At 62.1% G+C, this 13,605-nt stretch carries 12 protein-coding genes; 7 read left to right on the top strand and 5 right to left on the bottom strand.

The genetic code is table 11. The features are described 5' to 3' along the window. The first annotated feature begins 27 nt into the window (after window positions 1-27). The 4 genes from GEV37_RS03740 to cynS are packed head-to-tail and all read left to right on the top strand — an operon-like array spanning window position 28 to window position 3,709. Window positions 28-1,449, top strand: coding sequence for a CmpA/NrtA family ABC transporter substrate-binding protein (locus tag GEV37_RS03740; RefSeq protein WP_227388839.1), 1,422 nt, complete (start codon window positions 28-30; stop codon window positions 1,447-1,449). A 2-nt stretch (window positions 1,450-1,451) separates the two neighbouring features. Then, on the top strand, window positions 1,452-2,309 hold the full coding sequence (gene ntrB / locus GEV37_RS03735; RefSeq protein WP_227388838.1) for a nitrate ABC transporter permease: 858 nt from the start codon (window positions 1,452-1,454) through the stop codon (window positions 2,307-2,309). Between the two features lie 10 nt (window positions 2,310-2,319). Then, on the top strand, window positions 2,320-3,276 hold the full coding sequence (locus tag GEV37_RS03730) for an ABC transporter ATP-binding protein (protein WP_227388837.1): 957 nt from the start codon (window positions 2,320-2,322) through the stop codon (window positions 3,274-3,276). Continuing rightward, window positions 3,269-3,709 (top strand): cyanase, encoded by a 441-nt coding sequence (gene cynS, locus GEV37_RS03725; protein ID WP_227388835.1) that lies wholly within the window; start codon window positions 3,269-3,271, stop codon window positions 3,707-3,709. The genes GEV37_RS03730 and cynS overlap by 8 nt, the downstream gene beginning before the upstream one ends. Before the next feature lie 126 nt (window positions 3,710-3,835). Here cynS and recQ read toward each other — a convergent pair whose 3' ends face one another. The 5 genes from recQ to GEV37_RS03700 are packed head-to-tail and all read right to left on the bottom strand — an operon-like array spanning window position 3,836 to window position 10,239. Next, complete coding sequence (gene recQ, locus GEV37_RS03720; RefSeq protein ID WP_227388833.1) at window positions 3,836-5,965, bottom strand: DNA helicase RecQ; 2,130 nt, start codon at window positions 5,963-5,965, stop codon at window positions 3,836-3,838. A gap of 55 nt (window positions 5,966-6,020) precedes the next feature. Beyond that, entirely contained in the window at window positions 6,021-6,860 is an 840-nt protein-coding gene (locus GEV37_RS03715; RefSeq protein ID WP_227388832.1) for a carbohydrate ABC transporter permease, read from the bottom strand. A 13-nt stretch (window positions 6,861-6,873) separates the two neighbouring features. After that, the gene (locus GEV37_RS03710) at window positions 6,874-7,752 is read right to left on the bottom strand and encodes a carbohydrate ABC transporter permease (RefSeq protein ID WP_227388831.1); all 879 of its coding nucleotides are present in this window, start codon (window positions 7,750-7,752) and stop codon (window positions 6,874-6,876) included. A 55-nt stretch (window positions 7,753-7,807) separates the two neighbouring features. Next, window positions 7,808-9,079 carry an ABC transporter substrate-binding protein gene (locus GEV37_RS03705; protein ID WP_227388830.1) on the bottom strand — a complete coding sequence of 424 codons (1,272 nt, stop codon included), beginning with the start codon at window positions 9,077-9,079 and terminating at the stop codon, window positions 7,808-7,810. Window positions 9,080-9,114: 35 nt separating this feature from the next. Further along, entirely contained in the window at window positions 9,115-10,239 is a 1,125-nt protein-coding gene (locus GEV37_RS03700; protein ID WP_227388827.1) for an ABC transporter ATP-binding protein, read from the bottom strand. A gap of 232 nt (window positions 10,240-10,471) precedes the next feature. Here GEV37_RS03700 and GEV37_RS03695 point away from each other — a divergent pair, with 232 nt between their 5' ends. Genes GEV37_RS03695 through GEV37_RS03685 form a run of 3 tightly spaced genes read left to right on the top strand, consistent with a single transcriptional unit; the run spans window position 10,472 to window position 13,597 of the window. Next, window positions 10,472-11,065: a restriction endonuclease subunit S domain-containing protein gene (locus GEV37_RS03695; RefSeq protein ID WP_227388826.1), complete on the top strand. Its 594-nt coding sequence runs from the start codon at window positions 10,472-10,474 to the stop codon at window positions 11,063-11,065. Continuing rightward, window positions 11,062-12,579, top strand: coding sequence for a type I restriction-modification system subunit M (locus GEV37_RS03690; RefSeq protein WP_227388825.1), 1,518 nt, complete (start codon window positions 11,062-11,064; stop codon window positions 12,577-12,579). Before GEV37_RS03695 ends, GEV37_RS03690 begins: the two co-directional genes overlap by 4 nt. Then, window positions 12,572-13,597: a virulence RhuM family protein gene (locus GEV37_RS03685; protein WP_227388824.1), complete on the top strand. Its 1,026-nt coding sequence runs from the start codon at window positions 12,572-12,574 to the stop codon at window positions 13,595-13,597. The genes GEV37_RS03690 and GEV37_RS03685 overlap by 8 nt, the downstream gene beginning before the upstream one ends. Window positions 13,598-13,605: the final 8 nt, after the last annotated feature.

The following is a 13,605-nucleotide window of genomic DNA, read 5'->3' as shown; positions in this document are numbered from 1 at the left end:
CTATTTGCTTCCATGAGGTGAGCGACCATGCAAAAGAACAACGACCACAGCGGTCTTGGCAACCCGTTCGATCATCGCCAATCACTGATTCATGGACGACAGTGTGATTGTCAGCAGTGCCTTTCCGACCCGCCCGGCGTTACGTTGGCCAAGCGCGCCCCCGCCGCGTCGGTGTCAGCTACTCCTGATAACGCCGACGAAATGATGGACCGCGTGGTAGAGAGCGCGCTGGTGCGCGGGATGTTCGGCCATAGTGATATGCACCGTCGCCAATTCATGAAGCTGGTGGGCGGCGGCACGGCCGCGGCGGCGCTGGCCAGCCTGTTTCCTCTGGATGCGATCAAGGCAGCTGTCAAGGAGGATCTGGGTCCGCTCGAAAAAACCCGGCTCAACGTGGGCTTCGTGCCGATCACCTGCGCTACCCCCATCATCATGGCGCACCCCATGGGATTTTATGAGCGCTACGGTCTCGATGTTTCGGTCATCAAGACGGCGGGCTGGGCCGTGGCCCGAGACAAGTCGCTCAACCGCGAATACGACGCCGCGCACATGCTCACGCCCATGCCACTGGCCATGACCCTCGGCGCGGGCTCCACGCCGGAGCCGTTCATCATGCCCGCGGTGGAAAACATCAACGGTCAGGCGATCGTGCTACACAACGACCACTTGGATAAACGCGATCCGCAGCAGTGGAGAGGATTCACCTTTGGCGTACCGTTCGAGTACTCCATGCACAACTTTCTACTGCGCTACTATGTGGCCGAGCACGGGCTGGACCCGGATCAGGACATTCAGATTCGTGTCATTCCGCCGCCCGAAATGGTGGCCAATTTGCGGGCCGGCAATATCGACGGCTTCCTGTCTCCCGATCCCTTCAATCAGCGCGCCGTGTTCGAGCGCATCGGCTTCATTCACCTGCTCACGAAAGAAATTTGGGACGGCCACCCCTGCTGCGCCTTCGCCACGAGCGCCCGCTTCGCGCGCGAGAACCCCAACACCTACGGCGCTCTGTTGCGAGCCATCATCGATGCAACCCAGTACTCCTCCGACCCCGGCAATCGTTCGGAGATCGCCGAAGCCATCGCCCCGACGAACTATCTGAATCAGCCGGTCACGGTGATCGAGCAGGTTCTCACCGGGCGTTTCGCCGATGGTCTGGGGGGCGTTCAGGACGTCCCGAATCGCATCGACTTCGACCCCTTTCCGTGGCACTCCATGGCGGTCTGGATTCTGACGCAGATGAAGCGCTGGGGGTATATCGAAGGCAGTGTGGATTATCAGCAGATTGCTCGTGACGTCTACCTGGCGACCGATGCCCAAGCCGTCATGCGTGAGCTTGGGTACGAGGCACCGGAAGAGACCGCTCGCAACTATCAGATCATGGGCAAAACCTTTGATTACACCCAGCCCGAAGCCTACATCGACAGCTTCGAGATTCGGAGGAGCTAACGATGAGCCGTGATGCTACCGCAGAGAAGTTGAGCTTGAATGTTCGCGCAGCGCTTCTCGCCATCGTCCTGCTGGTCGTGGGGCTGGGCGTTTGGGAAGGCGTGAACCACTCGCCGCTCATGGGTGGAAATGAAACGCTCAGCGAGTATGAGCAACTGCTCGCCGGGGCTGATGAGCGGGCCAGTGTGCCTCCGCCCTCCGAGATTGCCGCCAAAGCGTGGAAAGAGCTCTCCAACCCCTTTTACGATGCAGGACCCAACGACAAAGGCATTGGCATCCAGCTGGGTTACTCGCTTTATCGGGTGCTGAGCGGCTATCTGATGGCCGCGCTGGTGGCGATTCCCATTGGCTTTCTGATCGGCATGTCGCCGCTTGCGTACAAAGCGCTCAACCCTTTCATTCAGGTACTGCGGCCTATTTCGCCACTGGCCTGGATGCCGTTGGCGCTATTCATCATTCGCGACTCCGAAGCTTCCGCCATCTTCGTGATCTTCATCTGCTCCATCTGGCCGATGCTGCTTAATACCGCCTTTGGCGTGGCCGGGGTACGCAACGACTGGGTCAATGTGGCCCGGACCCACGAACTGACCTCGTTACAAACGGCTTTCAAAGTGATCTTGCCGGCTGCCGCGCCCACCATTTTGACCGGTATGCGCATTTCCATCGGTATTGCCTGGCTGGTCATCGTGGCCGCCGAGATGCTGGTGGGGGGCACCGGCATTGGCTATTACGTCTGGAACGAATGGAACAACTTAGACCTGACCAGCGTGATCTTCTCCATCCTGATGATTGGCGTGGTGGGCATGCTACTGGATATGGCGCTTGCCTATATAGCGCGCTTCGTCACCTACGCCGAATGAGGAGCCGGTCATGAGTCATGCTTTCGTAGAAGTACAAAACGCGACCAAGCGCTTCCCGGGGACGGGCAAGCACGCTTTGCCGCTGACGGTATTTGAGAACATCAGCTTCGGGCTCAACAAGGGCGAGTTCGTCTGCATCATCGGGCATTCCGGCTGTGGTAAATCGACCATCATGAACGCGCTGGCCGGGTTGGATCAGTTTTCCGAAGGCTCCATGGTCATGGAGAACAAGGAGATCAAAGGCCCGGGCCTCGAGCGTGGTGTCGTGTTTCAAAATTACAGCCTGCTGCCCTGGCTGACCGCGCTGGAAAACGTTCGTTTCGGCGTTCGCGCCCGCTGGAAAGCGTGGAGCGACCGGGAGGTCACCGAGCACAGCATGAAGTACTTGAAAATGGTCGGCCTGCAGGAGGTGGTGAACCGAAAACCTTCCCAACTCTCCGGCGGCATGCGCCAGCGGGTCAGCATCGCCCGCGCTTTTGCCACCAAACCCAAGCTGCTGCTGCTGGATGAGCCCTTTGGCGCACTGGATGCCCTGACCCGCGGCGTCATTCAGGACGAGTTGATCAAGATCTGGAGTCAGGATCAGCAAACCGTGTTCATGATCACCCACGATGTGGACGAAGCCATTTTGCTGGCCGATCGCATCTTCTTGATGACCAATGGCCCTCATGCACGAATCGCCGAAGCGGTAGAGATCGACCTGCCCAGGCCCCGCCAGCGGGCAAGCATCATCAAGCATCCGCACTTCTACACGATTCGTAACTACCTCGTCGATTTTCTGGTCAATCGCTCCAGCGAATTGCGTTCAGAAAAACCCAGCGGGCACGGGATGCTCTACCCGACACCGGTGGACCCGGTACGGCAATCGTCCCCCGAGTGCGCGACCGAAACCGCTTCGGCATCCCCGGACACCGAATCACACCAGAACCTGGTCAATTTCACTCCCAAGGAGACTCGTCATGGATAAACTTGAAATGCGCCACACGCTATTGGCGGCCAAAGCGCGTAAAAAAATGAGCTGGGACGACATCGCGAATGCGGTGGGTATGTCGCCGGTGTGGGTCGCATCCGCGTGTTACGGAATGAACAGCTCCAGCGCCGATGTGGCCCATAAGCTTTGTGACGTACTCGAGGTCGATAGCGACGTGGCCACAGCGCTCACGGCCTTCCCCACCAAGGCGTGGGATGAAGCCATTCCCCAGGACCCGTTCATCTACCGCCTGTACGAAGTGGTCGGCGTCTACGGCGAAACGCTCAAGGATGTGGTGCAGGAGAGATTCGGTGACGGCATCATGAGCGCTATCGATTTCACCATGGCGGTGGATAAAATCGAAGATCCCAAGGGCGATCGCGTATTGCTCACTTTGAACGGCAAGTTTCTTCCCTACAAATCCTGGTAATAGACCATCGAGCCGATCGGTTACCGGGTGGCCGATTTCATACTCACTCAAGCCTTGCCCACCAAATGATTCGGCGGGCAAGGCATCTAGAGAGGGTGGATGGTTGCCGCCGCGTTCTCCTTTCCATCACGAACTTCTCGCAGCGTTCATCGCGGCGCGCACGCAGGCCAACACGTTGTAGTCGATCTGGCCGTCGAGGGCGTCGAACACCGCGCGCATGCCGCCTGCCGCGTGTTCACGGATCGCGCTCTGAATGCGCTCTAACGCGGCGGGTTCCAGTGTGATCACCTCATCGAGAGTGAGTGCCCCGCCTTCGATCGCCTCGGCCAGGTGGCGGTAGATGGTGTTGACGGTGAAGCCGCGCCGGTTCGCGACCTCCTCGACGGTCAGGCCCGCCCTCACCATTTCGGCGGACTCCCGGGCGCTGTCGCCGACGCTTGCGGGTTGGGCGCTGCCCTTGTGCGCCGCGATCACTTCCAGAATCCCTTCACCGTAATCCTCGAGCTTGCGCGCGCCGATGCCGGTGACGCCACCCAGGGCGTCCAGGCTTTCAGGGCGGCGCTCGACGAGTTCATTGAGGGTGGCGTCGTTGAAGATCACGTAGGCCGGCACGCCCTGCTCGTCGGCAAGCGCCTTGCGGTGGCCGCGAAGCGCCTCCCACAGCGGGCCGTGGCCCTGGGCGGCGGGCGCGCCCCGGCTGCGGCGCCGGGCGGCGGGCTTGACCGGTTTGCGCAGGGTCAGCGCCTGTTCGCCGCGCAGCACGGGCTTGGCCTGAGCGGTCAGGTGAATGCCACCGTGGCCCTCCATATCCACGCTCAGGTAGCCGCTGGCGATCAGCTGACGATAAAGCGCCTTCCACTCGTTGGCGGAAAGCTCGGTCCCGATGCCGAAGGTGCTGACCCGGTCGTGGCCAAAGCGGGCGATGCGCTCGTTCGATTTGCCCAGCAGCACGTCGACCAGGTAGGTCACGCCGAAGCGCTGCTCGGTGCGAAAGACGCAGGACAGCGCCTTCTGCGCGGCGACGGTGGCGTCCCAGGTCTCCGGCGGGGTCAGGCAGTTGTCGCAGTTGCCGCAGGGTTTCTCCAGATGATCGCCAAAGTAGTGCAGAAGCGCCTGGCGGCGGCAGCTGATGATCTCGCACAGCCCCAGCATGGCGTCGAGCTTCTGCTGCTCGATGCGCTTTTGCTGGTCGCCCGCGCTCGAGTCCTGCTGCATCTGGCGCAGGGTGATCACGTCCTGCAGCCCGTAGGCCATCCAGGCATCCGCGGGCAGGCCGTCGCGCCCGGCGCGGCCGGTTTCCTGGTAGTAGGCCTCGATGCTCTTGGGCAGGTTCAAGTGCGCCACGAAGCGCACGTCCGGCTTGTCGATGCCCATGCCGAAGGCAATGGTCGCCACCACGATGACGCCGTCCTCGCGCAGAAAGCGGGTCTGGTTTTCCTGACGCTGCTCTGGCGGAAGTCCCGCGTGGTAGGGAAGGGCGGTCAATCCTTGGCGTTCGAGCCAGGCCGCGGTCTCCTCCACCTTCCTGCGCGACAGGCAGTAGACAATACCCGCCTCGCCGTCGTGGTTCTCGCGAATGAAGCGCAGCAGCGCCTCGCGCGTGTTGCCCTGATTTTCGGCGATGTGGTAGCGGATATTGGGCCGGTCGAAGCCGTTGTTGTAGAGCGCGGCGTTTTGAAGCTGCAGGTGCTCGATGATGTCGCCGCGGGTCGGCACGTCGGCGGTGGCAGTAAGCGCGATTCGGGGAACGTTTGGGAAGCGCTCGTGAAGCTGGGAGAGCTGACGGTACTCCGGGCGAAAGTCGTGCCCCCATTGGGAGACGCAGTGGGCTTCATCGATGGCGAACAGCGCAATCGGCACCTGATCCAGCAGTGCCTGCATGCGCGGCGTGGCCAGGCGCTCCGGGGCGACATAGAGAAGATCCAGCTCGCCTGCGCGCAGCTGGTTTTCCACCGCCATGGCGTCCTGAAAATCGAGGCTCGAGTTGAGGTAGGCCGCGCGCACGCCGTTTTGAACGAGGGCTGCCACCTGATCCTGCATCAGCGCGATCAGGGGTGAGACCACAATCGCCGTGCCCGCGCGCAGAAGCGCCGGAATCTGGTAGCACAGCGACTTGCCGCCGCCGGTGGGCATCAAGACCAGCGCGTCGCCGCCGGCGCTTACGTGCTCGATGATCGCCTGCTGCGGGCCGCGAAACTGATCGAAGCCGAAGACTTCCTGCAGCACCGACAGCGCCGGGTGGGGTTCGCCGTGCATCCTCGCTCTCTCCTCGCTGGTTTGCGTTGCGAGGATTGTCGCACGAAAGCGGGGGCTACCGGATGCCCGCGCGCAGAAACGACTGCACGAACTGGCTCTGAAAGAGCAGAAACGCCACTAAAAGCGGCGCGATGCTCAAGAGGGTGGCCGCGCTCACCGTCGCCCAGTTGACCCCGGTTTCCGGCGCGGAAAAGACGCCCAGGCCCACGGTCAGCGGGCGGCTCTCCACCGAGTTGGTCACCACCAAGGGCCACAGGAAGTTGTTCCAGTGATGGCTAATCGACACCAGCGCGTAGGCGAGATATGTCGGGCGGGCCAGCGGTACGTAGACTTTCCACAGAACGGCAAGCCAGCCGCAGCCTTCGATGCGCGCGGCGTCCTCGAGCTCGCGGGGGATGGTCTTGAAGGTCTGGCGCAGCAAAAAGATGCCGAAAGCGCTGGCCACGTAAGGCAGCCCCATGCCGGCGATGGTGTCAATCAAGCCCAGGCCGCTGGCGATACGGTAGTTCTCGACGATCAGCACCTCGGGAAATACGAACAGCTGGATCAGCACCAACAGAAACAGCGCGTTCTTGCCGGGTATGGGAAAGCGCGCAAACGCGAAGGCCGCCAGCGTGCATACCACGAACTGCGCCGCCACCACGCCGGAGACCAGTAAAAAGGTGTTGAGGTAGTAGCGCGCGAACGGCGCCTGGGCCCAGGCGGTCTTGAAGTTCTCCAGGCTCAATGGCGCGAAGAGCTCGAAGCGCACCATGAACGCCGGCGGGTGAAACGCCGCCCACACCGCGTAGAGCAGCGGAAAGATCCACACGATGGCCAGAAGCCAAGCGGCCAGGGTCTCGAGCGAAAGCGTTAGCGCCAAGCGGCGGGGAAGGGCGGCGGCGAGTGTGCTCATGGGAATGGAGTCGTCATTGGTAGTGGGTCCGGCGGTCGAGAAGCGTGAACTTGAGCGTCGCCACCGCCGCGAGCACCAGCAGGATCACCACGGTGAGGGTGGCCGCAGTGGTGCGATCAAAAAACGCGAAGGCGTTCTCGTAGACGTAGTAGAGCAGCAGGTTGGTGGCGTTGTTCGGCCCGCCCTTGGTGAGGATGAACAGGTGATCGACCACGCGCACGGCGTTGATCAGCGCGTTGATCAAAACGAACAGGGTGGTCGGCATCAGAAGCGGAAAGGTCACCCGCCAGAAAAAACGTGTACGGCTCGTGCCCTCGAGATCCGCCGCTTCCCTGAGCTCCGGTGGGATCGCCTGCAGGGCGGCCAGATAGAAGAGCATGAAAAAGCCCGCCTCCTTCCACACCGACATCACGATGATCGAGTAGAGCGCCACGCTCGGGTCGCCCAGCCAGTTCACGCCGGACAAGCCAAGTGTTGCGAGCAGCTTATTGAACAGCCCGATCTGCGGGGCGTAGAAGAACATCCAGATATTGGCCGCGGCGATCATCGGCAGAATCGTTGGCGTGAAATAGGCCATGCGCACAAGCCCCCGCCCGGGGAGCTTGCCGTTGACCAGCAGCGCCATGCCGAGCGCCAGCGCGATGGAGAGCGGAATGGTGCCGAGCGCATAGATCAGGTTGTTGCGCGCTACCTGCCAAAACTTGGGGTCCTCGAACAGAAACCGGTAGTTCTCGAGCCCGACGAATTCCGGCGGCGCGCCGCGAAAGCCGGGTAGATAAAGGCTCTGGATCACCGTGGTAACGGTGGGCAGATAGGCAAAGAGGCCCAGCAGCGCCGCCGCAGGCAGCAGCAGAAGCGCTCCTTGGAGCTTGCGATGGGCAGTCAGCGTCATGGCGAGGACTCTTGGAAGGGTGGGCGCCGAGGCAGGTCCCGGCGCCCGGATGAGCTTAGCGAGCGTAGCGGCGCAGGATGCGATCGGCCTCGGCTTGCGCTTGGGTCAGCGCTTGCTCTGGCGTCATCTGGCCGGTGAGCGCGGCCTGCACGGCGTTGTCGAGCGTGCGGCGAATGCGACCGCCCTCATGGGTGGCAAGTTCGGCGGTGCCGAATTCCAGCTGGTCGCGGGCCACCGCCGCCGGCGGGAATTCTTTCACGTAAGCCTGAAGTGTCTCGGTATCATACGCGGCGGGGCTCACGCCCATGTAGCCGGTTTCGATCGACCAGTCCGCGGCGCGCTCCGGGGCAGTCATCCAGCGGATGAAGGTCATTGCGGCGCGCTGCTCTTCGTCGCTGGTGTCGGCAAAGATGTAGAAGTTGCCGCCGCCGGTGGGGCTGCCGCGCTGAGTCTTGGCCGGCAGCATCGCCACGCCGAAATCGAAATCGGCGTCGCTCTTCACGGCACTCAGGTTGCCGGTGGTGTGCCACATCATCGCCGTGGACTGTTCGAGGAAGTTCTGGCGAAGCGTGCCCCACTCGATGGTGCCGCTCGGCATGACGCCATCTTCGGCAAGCGATACCCAGTACTCCAGCGCTTCCACCGCCGCCGGATCGTCGAAATAGACCTCGGTGCCGGCCTCGTTCATCAGCCGGTGGCCGTTCTGGTAAGCGAAGGCCTGAAACATCCAGTACGGGTAGCCGGTGGAGGGCACCATCACGCCCCACTGGTCGCCGTTTGCCTCGCGCAGGGTGGCGGCCATCTCGGCCATTTCGTTCCAGTTTGCAGGCGGCGTGTCCGGGTCGAGCCCCGCCGCCTCAAAGGCGTCCTTGTTCCAGAACAGCACGATGGTCGAGCGCTGGAACGGGATGCCGTAGGTCTTGCCGTCGAGCCGACCGTTATCCATCAGCCCGGGGTAGAAACCGTCCAGCCACGCACGCTCCTCGTCGGTCTCGACCAGGTCGTCGAAGGCGACGATGGCGCCTTGCTCGATCAGCTCGAACAGATCGATGGAGAACATCACCGAAAGCGCCGGGGTATCGCCAGCCTCGATGGCGGACATCGCGCGCACCCGGGTGTCGTCGTAGTTGCCGGCGTAGATTGCGTCCACCGAGATGTCCGGGTGCTCGCTTTCGAACTCCTCGACCAGTTCGTCGATCACGCCGGTCAGCGCGCCGCCCACGGAGACCGGGTAGTACATGGTGAGATCGACCTCGGCGCTGGCCTGGGTGGCGCTCAAGAGACCGACGGCCAGGGCAGTGAGGGCAAAGGGAAGACGAACAGACATGACGAACTCCTTGCAGGTGGCGAGTGGATGACGGATCAGTGCTGGAACGAGCCCACCGTCGGCGGGCGGGCAACGGTGCGCGCCGCAGAGGCGAAGGCGCTGGGCGTCAGGTGCTCGTGGCGCAGGCCGCCGGCGGCGAACAGGTGCGCCTTTGCCGGCACCCAGTAGAGGCGACAGGCGGCGCTGGCAAAATCGGGGCGACCCGCCACGCGTACGCGAAGGCTGTGATTGCCCACCGCCACGTGCACGACGGTATCAGCGCCCAAGTACTCCTCGCCGGTGATGCGCGCGGCCACGCCGGGCGCGTTTTCAAGGCGAAGCTCGATATCCTCGGGGCGAATGCCAAGCTTTCCGCCGGCGGCTTCCAACGGGGCGACCGGGGTAGTGTCGCCGTCGATCACGGCACCGGTAACACCGGCGACCAAAGGCAGTAGATTCATGGCGGGGCTTCCTATGAAGCTGGCGGCGAAGGCGCTCGCCGGGTGGTTATAGAGCTCACTCGGGGTGGCGTCCTGAACGATGCGGCCGTGCTGCATGAGAATCACCCGGTCGCCCATGCTCATGGCTTCCACCTGATCGTGAGTGACGTAGATCACCGTCATTCCGAGCCGGCTCTGCAGCGCCTTGATCTCGCGGCGCATGTCGGCTCTCAAGCGCGCGTCCAGGTTCGAGAGCGGCTCGTCCATCAAACAGATCGGATGTTCGGAAACGATGGCGCGGGCCAGCGCCACCCGCTGGCGCTGACCGCCGGAAAGATTCGCCGGCTTGCGGTCGAGGTAGGGCGAAAGGTCGACCAGCTCTGCCACGTGAGCCAAGCGTTGGTCGCGCTCGGGTTTGGGCACGCGGCGGCTCTTCAGGCCAAAGACGATGTTCTCGGCCACGCTCAGGTGGGGAAAGAGCGCGTAGGACTGAAACACCATGGAGAGGCCGCGGTCGCCGGGCGGTGAGCGCGTGACATCGCGCTCGCCGATGTGGATCGCGCCACTCAAGGCCTCTTCGAGCCCGGCGATCATGCGAAGCGTGGTCGATTTACCGCAGCCGGAAGGCCCCAGCAGAATGACGAACTGCCCCGGCGTCACCTCAAAAGAGATGTCATCGACGGCGGCGGTCGCGCCCCACTGCTTGGAGACGCCCGCCAGGCGGATACGTGATGGGCTCATGGCTTTCACCAAAGGTGGGTCGTGGCCAATCACTGTGGGTCAAGGACGTTGCCGTTGTGTGACGCTTGTGTGGCGAAAGGGTATCAGCTGTCCAAGTGGGGTGAGCCCATTGCATTTGATTTCAAATTTTACATGCTATTTTTAATCTCTGTAGAGGGAAAACTGCGATAATAATTGATAGTTTCTTTGTTTGTGTTTATATTGCTGTACATTGAACTATAGAGCTTTTGACATGCTTTTAGCGGATCTTTGCGATATCCATTCGGGTTACACGGCTCGCAGCAAGCTAGAGCCCGCCGACGAAGATGGCATTCCTGTACTCCAACTGCGCGATGTTGCCGCTGATGGAACCCCACCGACGCCGCCGTTTCAGCGCTATGCACTCAGCAAGCTTGCCGATCACTATTTCGTGACACATGGCGACGTCGTGTTTCGTTCCCGCGGAGTGCCTAGTACGGCATCTGCTATTGATGACGCCCTGAAAGAACCCGTGCTCGTCGTCAGCCCCCTCGTGATCCTGCACCCCGATACGAACTACCTGCTGCCGACCTACTTGGCTTGGGCCATCAATCAACCCGATGCCCAGCGCAGGCTTGGTGCCGAAGCTCAGGGCACTAGCCTGCGTATGATCCCAATGAAAGTGCTCGAACGGCTTGAGATTGCCGTGCCCGATCTTGCTACGCAACGACGCATCGTTGAGCTCGACGCTCTGGCTCGACAGGAAGGGCGCCTGCTGCGGGAACTCGCCACACACCGAGAACGCCTGTCGAGCCTCATTCTCGGCGAAGCCGCGATGGCCGCTGATCACAAGGAAATGGCCCCATGACCGACCAAATGACGCAACACCAGATCAACCAGACCGCCTGGGCCGCCTGTGACACCTTCCGAGGTGCCGTCGATGCCGGCCAGTACAAGGATTACATCCTGGTGATGCTGTTCCTGAAGTACATCTCGGATCTCTGGAACGATCACCTCAAGACCTACCGCGAGCAGTTCGACGGCGACGAGGCGCGCATTCGCCGCCGTCTGGAGCGCGAACGCTTCGTTCTGCCCGAGGGCGCGAGCTTCTATGACCTGCACGCACAGCGCAACGCGCCCAATATCGGCGAGCTGATCAATATCGCCCTCGAAAAGATCGAAGACGCCAACCGCAGCAAGCTGGAAGGGGTCTTTCGCAATATCGACTTCAACTCGGAAGCCAATCTTGGCCGCCCCAAGGACCGCAACCGCCGGCTCAAGAATCTGCTCGAGGATTTCGCCAAGCCCGCACTCGACCTGCGCCCCTCTCGGGTGACCGAGGACATCATCGGCGAGTGCTACATCTATCTCATCTCGCGCTTCGCTTCGGACGCCGGCAAGAAGGCAGGCGAGTTCTACACGCCCACGGCAGTCTCGCGCCTGCTGGCCAAGCTGGCCGCCCCCGAACCGGGTAGCACCATCTGCGATCCCGCCTGCGGCTCTGGCTCGCTGCTGATCCAGGCTTCTCAGGAGGTCGGCTCCGAAAACTTCGCCCTCTACGGCCAGGAGGTCAACGGTGCCACCTGGGCACTGGCACGCATGAACATGTTCCTGCACGCCAAGGATGCCGCGCGCATCGAGTGGTGTGACACCCTCAACAGCCCGGCGCTGGTAGAAAGCGACCATCTCATGCGCTTCGATGTGGTGCTGGCCAATCCGCCGTTCTCGCTGGATAAGTGGGGCGCAGAGAACGCCGGTGCCGATCCGTTCGCGCGCTTCTGGCGCGGTGTGCCGCCCAAATCGAAGGGCGACTACGCTTTCATCACCCACATGATCGAGATCGCCAAGCGCCAGTCTGGCCGGGTCGCGGTCATCGTGCCCCACGGGGTGCTGTTCCGCGCTGGCGCCGAGGGGCGCATTCGCCAGCAGTTGATTGAAGAGAATCTGCTCGACACCGTCGTCGGCTTGCCCGCCAACCTGTTCACCACCACGGGGATTCCGGTCGCCATCCTGATTTTCGACCGCTCGCGAGAGGAAGGGGGCGCCAACGAATCACGCCGCGACGTGTTGTTCATCGACGCCAGCAAGGCATTCACGCCGAGCAAGACCCAGAACGTGATGGACGACACCCATATCGGCAAGGTGCTGGAGACCTATCGCACCCGTGCCGAGATCGAACGCTACTCCCATCGCGCCAGCCCCGAGGAGCTTTTTGATAACGGCTACAACCTCAATATCCCTCGATACGTGGATACCTTCGAGCCGGAGGAAGAGATCGACGTGGCAGCCGTACAGCGCGACATCGAACGCATCGAAGGTGAGCTGGCCGAGGTTCGCGCAAAGATGGCCGGCTATTTGAAGGAGCTCGGTGTCGATGTCTGAAGGCGAAATCATCCTCTACACCACCGAGGACGGTCAGGCCGAGATTCAGCTGCGGGCCGTGGAGGGCACCGTATGGCTGACCCAGGGCCAGATGGCGGAGCTGTTCGCATCCAGCCCACAGGGCATCACCCAGCTCGTGCGGGCGATCTACGACGATGAAGAACTGACCGAGGCGGCAACCTGTAAGGAATTCTTACAAGTTCGCAGCGAGGGCAAGCGCCAGGTGCGCCGATCGCTCAAGCACTACAATCTCGAGCTGATTCTGGCGGTTGGCTATCGCGTCCGCAGCCCCCGCGGTGTGCAGTTCCGCCGCTGGGCCTCGGCGATCCTGAAGGAGTATCTCGTCAAGGGCTTCGTCATGCACGACGAACGCCTGAAGGATCCCGCCTGGGACTACTTCGACGAGCTGCTCGAGCGCATCCGCGATATCCGCGCCTCGGAAGCGCGCTTCTATCAGAAAGTGCGCGATATCCTGGCGCTCAGCGAGGATTACGACCCCAGCTCGTCGGCCGTGCCCACCTTCTACGCCACGATCCAGAACAAGATGCTCAACGCCGTGACCAGCCATACCGCCGGCGAGCTGATTCGAGCCCGCGCCAACCCCGATCAGCCCAATATGGGTCTGATGACGTGGAAAAATGCGGACAAAGGCCGGCCGCTGCGCAAGGCCGATGTGGGCACGGCGAAGAACTATCTCGCCGAAGCCGAAATCAAGGAACTCAACCTGATCGTCGAGACCTTCCTCAACACCGCCGAACTGCGCGCGACGCGACGGCAGACCATGCGGCTGGCGGAGTGGGAGCGCGTGCTCGACACCTTCCTGACTGCAAACGAACTGCCAAAGCTGGAGGGCGCGGGCTCCATCTCGGCGGAAGCCGCCAAGCGTATCGCCCACGAGCGCTACGACGCGTTCGATGCCAAACGCAAAGCCGCCCAGCAGAAGGCGGCGGATGAGGTAGGTGATATTGAGGAGCTGAAGCGCATTGCCGATGCCGCGAAGGCGAATGAGAGAGGATGATTTGAATA

This window comes from Vreelandella malpeensis, assembly GCF_020622355.1.
In the GTDB taxonomy this organism is placed as follows: domain Bacteria; phylum Pseudomonadota; class Gammaproteobacteria; order Pseudomonadales; family Halomonadaceae; genus Vreelandella; species Vreelandella malpeensis.
The sequence above is the reverse complement of the archived record's forward strand: the minus strand, read 5'-3'. Positions and strand labels throughout refer to the sequence as shown.

Coding starts and splice junctions, on each gene's coding strand:
- GEV37_RS03730 (WP_227388837.1), top strand. CDS start 2,320: ATGAGTCATGCTTTCGTAGAAGTACAAAACGCGACCAAGCGCTTCCCG.
- GEV37_RS03705 (WP_227388830.1), bottom strand. CDS start 9,079: ATGTCTGTTCGTCTTCCCTTTGCCCTCACTGCCCTGGCCGTCGGTCTC.
- GEV37_RS03710 (WP_227388831.1), bottom strand. CDS start 7,752: ATGACGCTGACTGCCCATCGCAAGCTCCAAGGAGCGCTTCTGCTGCTG.
- recQ (WP_227388833.1), bottom strand. CDS start 5,965: ATGCACGGCGAACCCCACCCGGCGCTGTCGGTGCTGCAGGAAGTCTTC.
- GEV37_RS03685 (WP_227388824.1), top strand. CDS start 12,572: ATGTCTGAAGGCGAAATCATCCTCTACACCACCGAGGACGGTCAGGCC.
- GEV37_RS03700 (WP_227388827.1), bottom strand. CDS start 10,239: ATGAGCCCATCACGTATCCGCCTGGCGGGCGTCTCCAAGCAGTGGGGC.
- GEV37_RS03690 (WP_227388825.1), top strand. CDS start 11,062: ATGACCGACCAAATGACGCAACACCAGATCAACCAGACCGCCTGGGCC.
- cynS (WP_227388835.1), top strand. CDS start 3,269: ATGGATAAACTTGAAATGCGCCACACGCTATTGGCGGCCAAAGCGCGT.
- GEV37_RS03740 (WP_227388839.1), top strand. CDS start 28: ATGCAAAAGAACAACGACCACAGCGGTCTTGGCAACCCGTTCGATCAT.
- ntrB (WP_227388838.1), top strand. CDS start 1,452: ATGAGCCGTGATGCTACCGCAGAGAAGTTGAGCTTGAATGTTCGCGCA.
- GEV37_RS03695 (WP_227388826.1), top strand. CDS start 10,472: ATGCTTTTAGCGGATCTTTGCGATATCCATTCGGGTTACACGGCTCGC.
- GEV37_RS03715 (WP_227388832.1), bottom strand. CDS start 6,860: ATGAGCACACTCGCCGCCGCCCTTCCCCGCCGCTTGGCGCTAACGCTT.